11 protein-coding genes and 1 pseudogene are annotated in these 15,131 nt (G+C 67.5%); 2 read left to right on the forward strand and 10 right to left on the reverse strand.

Going from position 1 to position 15,131, the window contains the following annotated elements; translation table 11 throughout:
- Positions 1–300: 300 nt before the first annotated feature.
- The 10 genes and pseudogenes from E1956_RS36690 to E1956_RS36740 form a co-directional block, all read right to left on the reverse strand.
- Positions 301–1,392, reverse strand: coding sequence for a porin (locus tag E1956_RS36690; protein ID WP_418789356.1), 1,092 nt, complete (start codon positions 1,390–1,392; stop codon positions 301–303).
- 597 nt (positions 1,393–1,989) lie between these two features.
- Entirely contained in the window at positions 1,990–2,580 is a 591-nt protein-coding gene (locus E1956_RS36695; protein ID WP_134758272.1) for a peroxidase-related enzyme, read from the reverse strand.
- Positions 2,577–4,443: pseudogene (locus E1956_RS36705) on the reverse strand (acyl-CoA thioester hydrolase/BAAT C-terminal domain-containing protein). Before E1956_RS36705 ends, E1956_RS36695 begins: the two are co-directional and overlap by 4 nt.
- Positions 4,440–6,008: an ABC transporter substrate-binding protein gene (locus E1956_RS36710; RefSeq protein ID WP_134758275.1), complete on the reverse strand. Its 1,569-nt coding sequence runs from the start codon at positions 6,006–6,008 to the stop codon at positions 4,440–4,442. Before E1956_RS36710 ends, E1956_RS36705 begins: the two are co-directional and overlap by 4 nt.
- 50 nt (positions 6,009–6,058) lie before the next feature.
- Positions 6,059–7,147: an ABC transporter ATP-binding protein gene (locus E1956_RS36715; RefSeq protein ID WP_134758276.1), complete on the reverse strand. Its 1,089-nt coding sequence runs from the start codon at positions 7,145–7,147 to the stop codon at positions 6,059–6,061.
- Positions 7,144–8,172 (reverse strand): ABC transporter ATP-binding protein, encoded by a 1,029-nt coding sequence (locus tag E1956_RS36720; RefSeq protein WP_134758277.1) that lies wholly within the window; start codon positions 8,170–8,172, stop codon positions 7,144–7,146. Before E1956_RS36720 ends, E1956_RS36715 begins: the two co-directional genes overlap by 4 nt.
- Positions 8,169–9,107: an ABC transporter permease gene (locus tag E1956_RS36725; protein ID WP_134758278.1), complete on the reverse strand. Its 939-nt coding sequence runs from the start codon at positions 9,105–9,107 to the stop codon at positions 8,169–8,171. Before E1956_RS36725 ends, E1956_RS36720 begins: the two co-directional genes overlap by 4 nt.
- On the reverse strand, positions 9,104–10,078 hold the full coding sequence (locus E1956_RS36730) for an ABC transporter permease (RefSeq protein ID WP_134758279.1): 975 nt from the start codon (positions 10,076–10,078) through the stop codon (positions 9,104–9,106). Before E1956_RS36730 ends, E1956_RS36725 begins: the two co-directional genes overlap by 4 nt.
- The gene (locus E1956_RS36735) at positions 10,075–11,628 is read right to left on the reverse strand and encodes a flavin-containing monooxygenase (RefSeq protein ID WP_134758280.1); all 1,554 of its coding nucleotides are present in this window, start codon (positions 11,626–11,628) and stop codon (positions 10,075–10,077) included. Before E1956_RS36735 ends, E1956_RS36730 begins: the two co-directional genes overlap by 4 nt.
- Entirely contained in the window at positions 11,625–12,605 is a 981-nt protein-coding gene (locus tag E1956_RS36740; protein ID WP_134758281.1) for a LysR family transcriptional regulator, read from the reverse strand. Before E1956_RS36740 ends, E1956_RS36735 begins: the two co-directional genes overlap by 4 nt.
- A 264-nt stretch (positions 12,606–12,869) precedes the next feature.
- On the opposite strand from E1956_RS36740, the gene glaH reads away from it, so the two are divergent.
- A complete protein-coding gene (gene glaH, locus E1956_RS36745) occupies positions 12,870–13,799 on the forward strand; it encodes a glutarate dioxygenase GlaH (protein ID WP_134758282.1) in 930 nt (309 codons plus the stop codon).
- Positions 13,800–13,891: 92 nt separating this feature from the next.
- Positions 13,892–15,130 carry an alpha-hydroxy acid oxidase gene (locus E1956_RS36750; protein WP_134759566.1) on the forward strand — a complete coding sequence of 413 codons (1,239 nt, stop codon included), beginning with the start codon at positions 13,892–13,894 and terminating at the stop codon, positions 15,128–15,130.
- Position 15,131: the final 1 nt, after the last annotated feature.

The raw sequence follows: 15,131 nt of genomic DNA on the forward strand, positions 1-15,131 counted from the left end.
CGCGGGCCATCGCGGCGGTAGTTTCTTATCCGGATAACATGAATGAGGCAAAAATACGCCTTGTATGAGGGGGGGAGTCCAGGCCTTGACGCTCTATTTTTGTCTCGATAAATTCCACTATGCAGAATTTATTTCTGATGTCTGGACTGAATGAATCAATCTTGAACAGGAATAGAGGTGCGCGGCAATGCGCTTGAAGAGCCAGGCGCCCGTTGTGACCAGCCCGGCATGAAGGTCTGACTCGCGCACGCGATCATGCGGGGCGGCCCGTCTGAACCACGCGGGCCGCCCGTGCCCCGATCAGAACATGTGGCGGATGCCGATGCTCGCGCCCACTGTCGAGCCGGACACTTCGAAGAGTGCGTTGTTGATCGACAGGCCCGTGTCCATGCGTCCGTGGTTGTTCACATAGCCGACCTGGCCATAGAGGGTCGTGCGCTTCGAGAGGAAGAACTGCACGCCGCTCGAGGCGAGGATCGAGTGATTCGCGCCTTCGTTGCCGTCGCGCGTGTAGTAGACACCCGCGTTCACATCGAGGTAGGGCGTGACGAAGTAGCTGAGGCCGCCCGAGTAGACGCTGTTGTCGAATGAGTGGGCGACCTTGTAGAGCGCGTACGAGGCCGAAATCGTGAGGCTGTTTTCGAAGCGATAGCTCGCGCCGAGGGTGCGGCCCACGAACTCGACGGTGCTCGGCACGGGCGTGGTGGCGGCGGTCCCGCCCGCGTTGCCGTCGTAGAGCGCGCCGCTGAGCGTGAGGCCGCCCAGGTGATAGCGCAGGCTCGCGGAGTACTGGCGGCCCGCCTGGAAGTCGCCCGCCGCGCCGCCGAATGCGAACATGCCCGACGCCTGCACGCCCCAGATTTCCGGCGACGTATAGGTGATCGAATTGCTGTTGAAGAGGCCCGTGACATAGACGTTGTTCACGTAGCTCACGAGGGCGCTGCCGAAATACGACATGCCGCGCGGGTCGGTGTCGTAGAGCGAGAGGAAGAACGGCGAGTATTGGAGGCCGGCCTTGAGCGAGCCATAGGAACTGTCGAGGCCCACCCATGCCTGGCGGCCGAACAGGTTGCCGTTCGAATTGCCGAACTGGCCGTTCGCGACGCTGATGCCGCTTTCGAGCATGAAGACCGCACGCATGCCGCCGCCCAGGTCTTCCGCGCCGCGCATGCCGAAACTCGAACCGGTCATGCCGCTGTCGGTGAACGAGAACTGATGCCCCGCGTTCTGGCCGGTCTGCATGTTCATCGTGTGGCTGGTGTAGAGCAGCGAGCCGTCGACGATGCCATAGAGCGTTACGCTGCTTTGCGCATAGGCGGCGCTGCCCGTCATCCCCATGGCGGCGAGTCCGGCGGCGAGCAGTGTCTTGCGTAGCGTCTTGCGATTTAACATTATGGCATCCTGATTAAGTGACGTGGCCTGGAAACAACGGGATTCAACGGAATTCGCCCCCTGCTGGCGTGGCGCGTCAGTTCGCGCGGACGTGGCGCAGGGGCGCCATCCGTGCGAGTTGCCGGCCTGGCTTTGCAGCGCGAGGCCGGTGTCGACGCGTCACATGAACGTCGTTACGGGGATTGCAGCAGTAAATCAGGAAGGGACGCCATGCCGGTGAGGAGAGCTGGGCGCGCGGGTACGACGGCGCGCCGCGAGACGGTTTCGGATTGCAAGTTCAGGCCGATGCTCGTTCACCGATTCTCTCTCCACGAACCATGGGATTGCCAGGGCGTCCGGGGTGTCTGTCAGATGAAGGATATTTTTGTACGGGCGTGCGGAAAGTGTCACCCTGGGGGAAATGCTAGCTGTACACAGGCATCCGCGGCCTGGCATCGAATGCATAAAGCCATTACGAATCAATGGCTTGTTGTTTTTGGTGCGCCATGCTGTTTACACCAGTTCATGGCGCCAATTGGCCTTGAGTTGTCCTGGCGAACAAAGGAAAGGCACGTCGCGCCAGGCGCAAGCCCATCGGCGCCAGCGCTCCGCTGGACCTCACCGCGCCTCGGGGAAAACCGGCTCGCCGAGGTTGAGCATCAGCCGGTTCGCCCATGCGAAGATCGACACCGAGTGGATCAGGTCGAGGATCTCCGCATCGTCGAGGCCGGCATCGCGCAGCGCGCGAAGCTGCGTGGCGTCAATCGTCCCCGGCTGCTCGGTAAGCGCGATCGAGAATGCCACGATCGCGCGTTCGCGCTCAGTCGTGCCGGCGTCGCGCGGCTCGTCGAACACTTGCCGGATCACGTCGTTGCGCTTCGCGAGTTGCTCGAAGCGCTGAGCGTGCACGGAAGCGCAGTACACACAGCCATTGATACGCGAGACGACCGTGGTCGATAGCTCGCGCTCCGCGCGCGGCAGCCCGCCGGGCGCATACATGATCGCGTTGAAGGCCGCCGAGCGCTGCCTGAGAATCTCGGGCTGATGCACGAGGAACAGGTAGTAGTCCGATACTTTGGCTTTGGGGTGGCTTTCTTCGAGCACCGCGACCTGCTCCGGTGTCGCGTGTTCGAGGTCGACCACGTCGAGCCAGGCATCCCAATCGAGCGATTCGTTGGTGAAGCCGTGCGAGCGGATGAGGTCGGTCATGTCGTCGTCTCCAGTTGATGTAACGCCTGCAGGCCCGCGACGACGCGCGTCTGGTAGGAGAGAAACGCAATCAGTTGCGCGAGCACGACCACGGCGGGCGTCGTCAGCCCGGCGGCGGGCAGCGTTTGCAGCGCGGCCTGGTCGCCGGCCACCGGGTTCTCGATCAGCGTGCGCGTGAACGTGAGGATCGCGCGCAGCCGCGCATCGGAAATATCGTCGGGCGCGCCGGTTTCGACCGCCGCGCGCGCAGCCGCGTCGACGCTATGCTGCTCGAGCGCTTCGCGGTAGTGCGCGAAGAGCGTGGCCGATGGCGTCAGCCGGCTCGCGTAGCACGCAACGAGCAGCCGCTCCGCGAGTGTCAGCCCTTCGAGCGCGGGGTCGAATAGCGCGTCATGGCTTTGCTGGGTCGCCACCGCGACTTTGTCGCGCCGCTGCCGCAGCGCGTGCGTGGCCGAGCCGGGCGTGAGCCCGGCAAGGCGATCGATCAGATCGGTCGTCTCGCCTTCAAAGGTGTGTGTCATCAGAATCCCCGGAACGTGAATCGGAAGAGGGCGTGCAGGCCGCTTGCGCGGCGACAGCGCGCGCAAGAAAGGCCTGCACCGCGGCCCATGATTGTTCGTCGGCGCGCGCGTTCGCAGCGGGCTCGCCACCACCGGTGCTGACCCGGCCTGACACGGGATGCGCGTAGACGAGCTGGGTGGTCGGCACATAGGGGAACACGATTGCATGCCCCGCGTGCTCGAAATCGAGATGCTCGACCGGATGCGGATGACCGTGCGCGGCGAGCCGCTCGGCGACCATGCGCGAGTAGCGGCTCGACGGCCATGATCCGTCGTCCCCGGCCGAGAGCAGCATCACCGGCCCGCGAATGCGCTCGACGCGAATGCGTGCGCGCTCGACCGCGTCCGGATCGTCGAGCGCGGTGAGCATCGCGCGGGCGTGCCGGTGCGGCGGGGGGCCTTCGTCGTACGGCGCCCAGCTGGCGGTGCGGTTGTTCTCCCAGATGTGTGGCAGCGGCTTGCCGTTCAGCAGCCAGGTCGGGCCTTCGCGGCCGGTGGCCGGATCGGCTGCGTTCTGCGCGCTGTGCACGAGCGCGCTCGGCACGTAGCCGATCACGGCCGACACCAGCTCGGGGAAAGTCGCGCCGAGCAGCAGCACGAGTTCGCCGCCGCGCGACTGTCCGGACAGCGCGACGAAATCGTGTGCGGGACGCACCGTGTCGCGCAGCCAGTGCAGGCCGCGCTCGAAATAGTCGAGCGGTGTGTTCGAGATATAGTCCGGCAGGCCCGGCGCCTTGAAGTAGCCGAGCGCGAAGGCCGCATAGCCGCGCGAGGCATAGAGCGCCGCGCGCGGCTCGTTGAGGCCGCCGCCCGAGCCGTTGAGCACCATGACGGCAGGATGCGGTCCCGCGCCGGGCGGCAGATAGAGCGTGCCGACGAGACCTTGCTCGCGGATCTCGCGGCGCGTCACGCCTTCGGCCGCGAGCCGCTGCGTGAATCGTGCGGACACCGAAGCGTCTCCGACGCTCGCGGTGAGCGCCGTCACGAGCGGGGCGGTGACGGGAGCCGGGAATACGTCGCGGCTCCTGCCGTCGACAGGCGTCTGCGACCACACGAGTCCGAGCGCCGAGACTGACGCGTAGCTGCCCGACACGGGCGCGTCGCGCGACAGGTCGACCACGCCGTCCGCGTCGGCGACAAAGGTCGCGTCGGCATGCCAGAGCGCGCCATGCGCGCGCTCGGTGCGGCTCGCAATCGTCACGCGCGCGCCGGCGGGCGCACCGCGCAGCACAATACGGCGCGGCACGTCGATCAGCGCGTCGGCGGGCATGACGGTGAGCGAGAGTGCGTGTGCGCCGCTCATTTGCCGACCTGCGTGACCTGCATCGCGACGGTGCGGTCGCTCGTGTACGGCGAGACCTTCAGGCCTTTGCGCGCAGCCCACACGTTCTGATAGTGAAAGAGCGGAATCACGCCGACGTCGTTCGTCACGAGCTCGACCGAGTGACGCAGGATTGCCTCGCGCTTGCCCGGATCGAACTCTTCGGTCGCCGCATCGAGCGCCTGATCGACGGCCGGATTGCTGTAATGGCCCCAGTTCGAAGCACCGAGCCCCTTCTTCGCGTCGACGGTGGCGAGCACGTTCACGAGCGCATAGCTGGCCTCGCCGGTGCCGTTGCCCCATGCGAGCATCGACATCGCATACTCGTTCTTGCCGGCGCGGCTCGCGTAGATCGACCACGGCACCACATCCACCTGCGTCTTCACGCCGATGCGCATCCAGAACTGCGCGACCGCCTGAGCGGTTTCCGGCCCCTGCGGATAACGGTCGTTCGGCACGTGCATCACGAGCTTGAAGCCGTTCGGGTAGCCCGCATCGGCAAGCAGCTTCTTGGCCTGCGCCGCGTCGAACGGAATGTCCTTCACGGCCGGGTCATAGCCGAACGTGTTCTTCGGCATCCACTGATTCGCGACGCTCGCCGTGCCCTGCATGATGCGCGTGACGATTGCGTCGCGGTTGATCGCAAGCGACAGCGCGCGGCGCACGCGCACGTCGAGCAGCGGGTTTTTCGGCAACGGCTTGCCGTCGTTGTCGGTGATGTCGGGATTCGGGCCGTCGCGGAAGCTCGGCTGCAGCAGCATCACGCGCAGGCCTGGATACGGATAGACGGTCACGTTCGGCGCCTGCTTCAGGCGCGCGATATCGAGCGCCGAGACTTTATCGATCACGTCCACGTCGCCCGCGAGCAGCGCGGCCGTGCGCGCGGCTGCGTTGTTCACGTAGCGGTAGTCGACCTTGTCCCAGAGCGGCTTGCCGTCCCAGTACTGGTCGTTGCGGACCATCTCGACGCGGTCGCCCGGCGTGTACGACACGAACTTGTACGGCCCGGTGCCGACCATCGCGCGGCCCGAATTGTAGTCGTCGGTCGTCGACTTCTCGCCGATGTGCTTGCTGACGATATGGACCGATGCGAGATTCAGCGGCAGGTCGGGGTTAGGGATCGTTGTCTTGATGACGAGCGTGAGCGGATCGGGCGCGCTGATCGAGTCGATCGTGCGCAGATAGCCGGCGAACGTGGCGACGCTGCCCGGCACGTTGCGCGCGCGCTGGTAGGAGAAGATCACGTCGGCGGCGGTGAACGGCGTGCCGTCCTGCCATTTCACGTTCGGGCGCAGCTTGAACTCCCAGGTCTTCGCGTCGAGCGGCTTCCAGCTCACCGCGAGGCCGGGCTGCAGCTTGTTCCACTTGTTCTCGACGAGCAGGTCCCAGAAGTGCAGATCGTCCGAGCGGTCGCCTGCATGGTTGTTGAGCTGCGGGTCGAGCGACGACAGCGGGTCGGCGAATGCGATGCGCAGCGTCTGCGCATCGGCGGCCATGCCGGCCGACAGCAGCACCGCGGCGACGGATGACAGCAGGAGACGTTTCATGTCGGAGGATCCTGTGAAAGGGGAGTGCCGGTTTGTCGAAAAGGGGGAGATCAAGCTGCGTCGTTCAGATGGCACGCGCTCAGGTGGCGGACCGCGATGCTGCGGAGCGTCGGCGCCTCGGTCTTGCAGCGCGGCATCGCGTGCGGGCAGCGTGGATGAAAATGGCAGCCGGAAGGCGGCGCGAGCGGGCTCGGCAGCTCGCCGCTCAGGGCGGCGAAGGTCTTGTGGCGCACGTCGATGCGGGGAATCTCGGCGAGCAGCGCCCGCGTATACGGATGGTTCGGGTGCCGAAATATTTCGTCGGCGAGTGCGCTCTCGACAATGCGCCCGAGATACATGATGACGACGCGATCGGACAGATGCTCGACCACGCCAAGGTCGTGGCTGATGAAGACGTAAGTGAGACTGAGCTGCTCGCGCAGATCCATGAAGAGATTCAGGATCTGCGCCTGGATCGACACGTCGAGCGCGGCGACGGCTTCGTCGCACACGAGCAGCTCGGGCTGCACCGCGAGCGCGCGTGCGATGCCGATCCGCTGCCGCTGCCCGCCGCTGAACTGGTGCGGATAGCGGTCGCGCAGCGCGGGATCGAGCCCGGCGCGCTCGAGTTGCGCGCTCACGTAGTCGTCGAAGCCTGCGCGGTCCGTAAGGCCGTGCACGCGCGCGCCTTCGCCGACGATGCGATCGATGCGCAGGCGCGGATTGAGGCTCGCATAGGGGTCCTGAAAGATCATCTGGGTCTTCAGGCGCGCGGCGCGCCGCTCGGCGGCGGACAGCGTCTCGGCGCGGCGGCCCGCCAGCCGGACCTCGCCTTCCGAGGGCGCAAGCAGGCCCGCGAGCAGCCGGCCGAGCGTCGATTTTCCGCACCCCGATTCGCCGACGAGGCCGATCACTTCGCCGCGCTGCACGGCGAGATCGACGTGGTCGATCGCGTGCACGACGGCGGGCGGGTGGGCCAGCCCCACGCGTTCGAGCAGCCGCGTCGCGGGGCCCGTGCGGCGCCCGCCGAAGCGCTTGCTTACGCGGTTCAGCGCGACGAGCGGCGGTGCCGCGTCGGCGGCATGGCCGCGAGGCGTCGCCGGCACAGCAGGCGCGGGGGAGGCGAGGGGCGCGCCGGAATGGCTGCGGGGCGTGCTCATGCGGTCTCCCTGGCGAGTTGCGCGGCGCCCGGATGGAAGCAGCGAACGAAGCGGCCAGGCCGCGTCTCGGTCAATTCGGGGCGCACGCCGCAGGCCGCTCTCGCCTGCGCGCAGCGCGGCGCGAACGCGCAGCCGGCCGGCATCGCGAGCAGGTTCGGCGTCATCCCGGGAATCTGGCGCAGCCGTTCGCCACGCTGGTTCAGACTCGGCAGGCTCGCGATCAAGCCGACCGTATAGGGGTGCTGTGGCGCGTCGAGGACCGCGTCGACAGACCCGTGCTCGACGATCCGGCCCGCGTACATCACCGCGAGCTCATCGGCGAGCCCGGCGACGACGGACAGGTCGTGCGTGATCCAGATCAGCGCGGTCCGATGCTCGCGCACGAGCTTCTGCACCTCGCAGAGGATTTGCGCCTGGATCGTCACGTCGAGCGCGGTGGTCGGCTCATCGGCGATGATGAGATCGGGCCGGTGCAGCATGGCAATCGCGATCGCCACGCGCTGCCGCATCCCGCCCGACAGTTGATGCGGATACGCGCGCAGCCGCTCGTCCGGGCTCGGAATGCCCATGGCGGCCAGCGCGTCGCGTGCGAGCTCGCGCGCCTGTGCGCCCGACACGCGCCGATGCGCGCGCACGGCCTCGGTCATCTGCGCGTCGATGCGCAGCACCGGGTTCAGCGTCATCATCGGATCCTGGAAGATCATCGCGATGCGGTTGCCCTGCAGATGCCGCCGCTCGCGTGCCGGCAGCCCGACGATATCGCGCCCCTGGAACAGGATCTCGCCGCCGGCGATGCGGCCCGGCGCGTCGACGAGACCCATGATCGAGAAGCCCGTGACCGACTTGCCGGAGCCCGATTCGCCGACGAGCCCCATGATGCGGCCGGGCGCGAGCGTGAACGACACGTCGTCGACGGCCGTGAGCGTGCCGGCGCGCGTGTCGAACTGCGTACGCAGATGGCGGACCTCGAGCGTCGGGGGCGAGGGCTGGGACGAGGACGGTAACGAGAACGGCGGTGCGCTCATTTCTGGCTCCTCGGGTTGAACAGGTCGCGCAGGCGGTCGCCGACAAGATTGATCGCGACGATCGTCACCAGCAGCGCGAGGCCCGGGTAGAGGCTGATCCAGTACTCGCCGGAGAGCATCGTCTGGTAGCCATTGGCGATCAGCAGGCCGAGCGACGGCTCGGTGACGGGCACGCCGAGCCCGAGAAACGACAGCGTCGCCTCCAGGGTGATCGCCCGCGCGACCTGCAGCGAGCCGACCACGATGAGCGGCGGCAGGCAGTTCGGCAGGATGTGGCCCACCACGATGCGCCAGCCCGGAATCGCCTGGCAGCGCGCCGCCTCGACGTATTCGCGGCGCGTCTCGACGAGCGCCTGCGCGCGCGCCGTGCGCGCGAAATAGGCCCACTCGAGCACGATCAGCGTGAGCACGACGTTGCCGATGCCCTTGCCGATGTACGCGAGGATCATCATCGCGACAAAAATCGACGGGAACGACAGCAGCAGATCGACCATGCGCATGATGAGCGCGTCGACCTTGCCGCCCGCATACGCGGCCACGAGCCCGAGCAGCGTGCCGATGATGCCGGCCACGAGCGCCGAGCCGACGCCCACGCCCAGGCTGATGCGCAGTCCGTAGACGATGGCCGAGAGCAGGTCGCGGCCCTGGCCGTCGGTGCCGAGCCAGTAGGTGAACGTCGCTGCGCCGTTCGCGGAGCCCGGCGGCAGCCGCGCGTCCATGACGTCGAGCTGCATCAGGTCATAGGGGTTTTGCGGGGTGATCCACGGCGCGGCGAGCGCGGCGGCGACCAGTACGACGAGCAACGCGAGTCCGAACAACGCGCTTTTCGAGCGCGCGAAGTCGCGCATGGCCCGGCGCCACGGCGATTCGCGCCGCGTCGGCGCGGCGGCCGCGCGCGCGGCGGGCACGGGAGCTTGTGGAGCGGACGTAGTCATGCGGAAGCCTCCAGGCGCACGCGCGGATCGAGCCAGCGGTACAGCAGATCCACGATCAGGTTCAGCGTCACGAACATGGACACCACGACGATCAGATACGCGACGATGACGGGCCGGTCGAGCGCGTTGATGCTGTCGAGAATCAGCTTGCCGGCGCCCGGCCACGAAAACACGCTCTCGGTGACGACCGAGAACGCGATCGTCGAGCCGAACTCGATGCCGAGCACCGTGACGAGCGGAATCAGCGTGTTGCGCAGCACGTGGACGAGCACGAGGCGCAGCGGCGAGAGCCCCTTGGCGCGCGCGAAGCGGACGAAATCCTGCGGCAGCACCTCGGTCACGCCCGCGCGCGTCAGGCGCAGCACGAGCGAGATATTGAAGAGGGCGAGGTTGAGCGCGGGCAGGATCAGATGGCGCAGCCCGTCGAGCGTCAGGAACGACCACGCGACGCCGAAGACGGGCACCGTCGCGCCGCGCCCGCTCGCCGGCAACCAGCCCAGATGGACCGAGAAGGTCATGATCAGCATCAGCCCGACCCAGAAGGTCGGCAGCGAGAAGCCGACGATGCTGCCCGCCGTCAGCAGCCGCGCGAGCGGATGCTGCGGGCGCAGCCCCGCGAAGAGCCCGAGCGGAATGCCGATCGCGATCGCGATCAGGAGCGCCGCGCACGCCAGTTCGAGCGTCGCGGGCAGGCGTTCGAGAATCAGCCGGATCGCTGGCACGTTGTACACGAAGCTGTTGCCGAGATCGCCGTGCAGCGCGCCGTTCACGAAGGCGAGGTACTGCCGCCACAGCGGCTGGTCGAGGCCGAGCCGCGCGATGATGCGGGCGCGGTCGATCTGGTCGACGTCGTCGCCGATCAGGATGTCGACCGGGTTGCCGATCGCGTGCAGGCCCACGAACACGACGACGGTCATCAGCCACAGGACGACGACCGCCTGCAGCAGGCGGCGCAGGATCCACGCGCTCATGGCAGGCGCTCCGGCTCGGGGAGTGCGGAGGGTTCGGCGGGCGCAGCGGGCGCGGCGGGTGTGGCGAGTGCGGCGGGCGGTCCAGCCGGCGTCCATTCGTCGCCGAACACTTCGGGCTCGTCGAACGCTTCGAGATTCGCGTAGTGCAGCTCGATGTCGTCGCGATAGAGCGCGGCCGCGAGCCCGAGCGCGAGGCGCTTGGCGCCGTCACTGACGGCCGGAATGTCACCGGAGAGCGCGCCGTGCGAGAGCGTCGCCGGCGCGCAGAAGCAGTGGATGCGCTCGAGCCCGGGGCACGCACCCGGGGTTTTTTCGCGGAATTCGAACGCCGGGCCGAGGTCGGGCGAATCGGCGAGCTCGCGGTCCTCGTCGCCGGCGGGCGGCGTATAGCGATCGCTCCAGGTGCGGATGTGCCGCGCGAACGACGCGAATTCGGGGCGGCTGGCCGGATCGATGCTGAAGCCGGTCGCGAACACGAGGAAATCCAGCTCGAACAGGCCGTTCGGCGTACGCACGTGCAGCGCGTCGCCGGCGACGGTCGCGTCGAGGATCGGCGAGCCGAGGTTGAAGCGCGCGTTCGCGTGGCGCGACACGCGCAGCGTGCTGCCGCGTGGCGGCGGCACCTGCTGCACGTTGACGTAATGGCGGATGCGCCATTTCCACGTGTCGGGCAGCGTGGCATGGCCGTGCGTGAGCCCGGGGTTGCCCGCGCCCTTGCCCTTGTTCACGCGCGGGATGTCGGCGCGGCGAATCAGCAGGTCGACCGACGCGGCGCCGGCCTCGAGCGCGGTCGCGGCGCTGTCCATGGCCGATGCCCCGGCGCCAACCACGCCAACGCGCTTGCCGCGCAGCGCGGCGTAGTCCATGTCGTCCGACGAATGCGCCCAGAAGCGCCGCGGCAACGCCTGCGCGAAGGCCGGCGCGCTCGGGCCGCCAAGACCGTCGCGTCCCGTCGCGAGCACCACGTGGCGCGCGTACACGACGTCGTCGCGGCCCGCGTGCGATACCGACAGCGCGACGACGCCGTCGCCGTTGCCATCGTCATGCGGCACGATCGACGTGATGCGGTGATCGTTGCGCACGTCGAGGCCGAGGACGTCGCGATACCAGCGCAAGTAGTCCATCCACTGCAGGCGCGGGATCTTGTCGAGCGCGCGCCAGGCCTCGCTGCCGAACTGCGCCTCGAACCACGCACGGAACGTGAGCGCGGGCAGGCCGAGCGCCGGGCCGGTCAGTTGCTTGGGCGAGCGCAGCGTCTCCATGCGCGCGGTCGTCGCCCACGGGCCTTCGAAGCCTTGCGGCGACTGGTCGAAGATCACCGCGTCGACGCCGAGATGCGTGAGCGACGCGGCGGCCGCCAGCCCCGCCATGCCGCCGCCGACGATCGCGACGCTGACGACGGGCCGGCCTTCGTGCGTGCACGGCGGCACCCACGATCTGGCGGGCAATTCGAGCCAGGCGAGGTCCTCGCGCAGGCGCGCTTCGAGCGCCGCGAGGCCCGCGGGTCGGTCGGTCGGGCAGTCGGTCGGACGGTCGATCGGCGGGTTCATGGTGACGGGGTTTCCTTCGGATCGGGCAGGTCGCCGTAGAGCGACTGCAGGACTTGGGCATGTTCGCTGGGCGCATGCCGGACGAAATCGGGGAGCAGCGCGCGCGCGGCATCGGCGAGCGCGTCGACGAGCGCCACCGCGACAGCCGACAGCACTTTCGCGTCGCGCGTGACGACCCCGAAGAAGAACGGGATTGCGGCGTCGATCGGGCGCACGGCGACATCGGGGAGCGGCAGGCCGTAAGCGGTCACGGGCTCGAGCACCGAGAGGCCGAGCCCGGCGCGCACGGCGGCGAGCGCATTCAGCGACGAGTTGGTTTCGATCAGCGCCGCCGGCGCGATGCCCGCGCTCGCGAACGCGTGATCGAGCCGGCGGCGCAGCCGGTACGGGTTCTGCATCGTGACGATGCGGCGGCCGGCGAATGCGGCGAGCGGCACGCGCGCATGGGCGGCGAGCGGATCGTCATGGCGCAGCGCGGCGACACAGGCGGATTCGCCGATCCAGTGCACCACGAGCCCGCGATGCTCGAGCGGCAGGCTGGTCACGCCGATATCGGCGGCGCCCGTCAGCACCTCGTGAACGACCTGTTCGGGCGACATGCTGCGCAGCTGGATCTTCGGCGCGTCATGCGCGGGACCGGGCAGGGCGAGCGCTGCGGGCAGGAGACCGGCCGCGAGCGCCGACGTCGCTGCGATATGAAGCGGGCGCGTGTCGCCGCGCCCGATCTCGCTCACGCGGTCACGAACCTGCTTCATGCCGGCCAGCATGCGCTCGACGTCCTCGTAGAGCAGGAAACCCTGCTCGGTGGGGGAAACACGCGGGCCGTTACGCGTCAGCAGCGAATAGCCGATCTCGGCCTCCAGATCCTGGATCAGCCGCGTGATCGCGGGCTGCGAGCGCCCGAGCAGGCGGCCGGCCGCAGTGATGCTGCCCGTTGTCATCACGGCAGCGAAGGCTTCGAGCTGGCGAAGTTCCATGAGTCAGTCGGCGGGGGCGGGCCCGCTCTTGAATGCGATTTATGCATTCTTAACCTTCCAGAATGCAAAACACAAATACTAAATCTGCATGTTGATATATCGCAACGTGAAATCAGATAGGTGACCGTGACTTGCAAACGCAGCGTTCGCGCGGAGAGCTACCGGCATTTAATCTGAATAAGCGAATAAAGATTCGCCATGACCAGATGGATGTTATTAAAAAAGCGCGCTCAAATGGCGTCATTCGACTCAACGGAGAACACCATGGAACTCACGCTCGCCGACCCGCTTTCCGCTACGCGCCAACCGTCGTTTCGTCTGTCGCCGCATCCGCATCATCATCGAATCGTCCACGTGAGCGCCGAGCGCGACGCGCTTGCTCAATTCCTGGAAGACGCCCGGCCTGTCGATGTCCAGAATCTCGAGTACGTGCCGTACATGCGCTTCCATCTCGCGGACCTGCTGATCAAGCGCGTCGGCAACGCGTTCGCGCGAACCCTGGTCGACCTGGTCAAGAACCGCGACCACGGCGGTTTCACCATCGGCCTTCAGGGGCTCTCGCAGGACCCTGCCGACTACGTCAGGTTCGGCACGGCGGTCGGCCACATCCTCGGGCCGAGCAATCACGACTCGATGTCCGGCACCTACTACGCGCGCTTCGTCGTCAGGCATACCGACGACAGCGACTCCTATCTGCGCCAGGCCTACCGCCTGTTCACGATGCACACCGACGGCACGTTCGTCACCGAGGCAACCGACTGGCTGCTGATGATGAAGTTCGCCGAGCAGAACGCGATCGGCGGCGAGTCGCGCTTCCTGCATCTCGATGACTGGGAGGAACGCGAGCGCTTCGTGAACCACAAGTTCGCGACCCGGCCGTTCCTGTACAAGGCGCCGGGCTCCAAGAACGTCAGCGACAGGGTCGAGCGCCCGGTGTTCTTTCAGAGCGAATTCGGCTTGTCGCTGTCGTTCATCGACCAGTTCGTGCAGCCCGCCAACCGGGAAGAGGCCGCTTATTTGCATGATCTTTCGGCATCGATGGAGGCTTCGGCGGGCACGAAGGAAGTCGTCTTGCCGGCCGGGGACCTGGTTGTCCTGAACAACTATTTTTATCTCCACGGCCGCGCGCCGTTCGAACGCAACGAAGCGCTCTTTCGCGAATTGATGCGGCAGCGAGGCACGTTCGCTCAATGACGCAGGCGGCGCCCGATCCGGCAGGCGGCCTGCGTGCCGCGATGCGGGCGCGCGCGTTCAGCCCTTTGAAGCATCCGATTGTGGAGAGACAGATGGAAGATCACCTCGGCGCCGCGGACCTCCCGCCGCTCCCGCGTGCCGCTCAGAAAAGCGAGGCCGCGTACGGCGTGAAGCAGGATGCGCCGGCGCGGCTTCGCAAGATCCTTTCGCTGGCCGATTTCGAGGTGGCGGCGCGGGGTTTCCTGCCGCGCCCGCTGTTCGGCTACATTTCCGGCGCCGCCGAGGACGAGCTGTCTCTCGCTGCGAACCGGACCGCCTTCGAGCGCCTGAAATTCCGGCCGAAGGTGCTGGTCGACGTCGCGCGCCGCTCGCAGGAAACCACGATTTTCGGCTGCCGCTATGCGTCGCCGTTCGGGATCGCCCCGATCGGGATCAGCGCGCTCTCCGCGTATCGCGGCGACATCGCGCTGGCGCAGGCCGCGCAGGGCGAGAACATCCCCGCGATCATGAGCGGCACCTCGCTGATTCCGATGGAAACGGTCCATGCGGCCGCGCCGGGCACATGGTTTCAGGCGTATCTGCCAGGCGATGCCGCACGCCGCGATGCGCTGATCGACCGGGTCCAGGCCGCGGGCTTCGCGACCCTCGTCGTCACGGTCGACATCCCCGTATGGGCGAACCGCGAGAACAACGTCCGCACCGGCTTCTCGCTGCCGTTGCGGCCGACGCTGCGCCTGGCGATGGACGGCCTCGTGCGGCCTCGGTGGCTGTGCGGCACGTTTCTGAGGACGTTGATCAAGCACGGCATGCCTCACTTCGAAAACTCGTTCGCGACGCGCGGATCGCCGATGCTGTCCGCGTCGGCGATCCGCGACACCACGGGCCGCGATCACCTGTCCTGGGCGGACATCGCCCGGATTCGCGCGCGCTGGAGCGGCAACCTGGTGATCAAGGGCATCCTGCACGTCGACGACGCACGGCGCGCGGTGTCCATCGGCGCGGACGGCATCATCGTTTCGAACCACGGCGGACGCCAGCTCGATGGCGCGGTCGAGCCCTTGCAGGTGCTGCCGGAAATCTGCGATGCCGTTGGCAACGATCTGGTCGTGATGATGGACAGTGGCGTGCGGCGTGGCGCCGATGTGCTCAAGGCGCTCGCGCTCGGCGCCCGCTTCGTGTTCGTCGGGCGCCCGTTCATGTATGCCGCGGCCATTGGCGGCGCAGCGGGTGTGCGGCACGCGATCGGCCTGCTGCGCGACGAGGTCGACAGGAACATGGCGATGCTCGGCACGCGCTCGGTCGACGAGATCACCCGCGACGCGCTCGCCTGAG

It is taken from the genome of Paraburkholderia pallida, assembly GCF_004524855.1.
Classification (GTDB): Bacteria; Pseudomonadota; Gammaproteobacteria; order Burkholderiales; family Burkholderiaceae; genus Paraburkholderia; species Paraburkholderia oxyphila.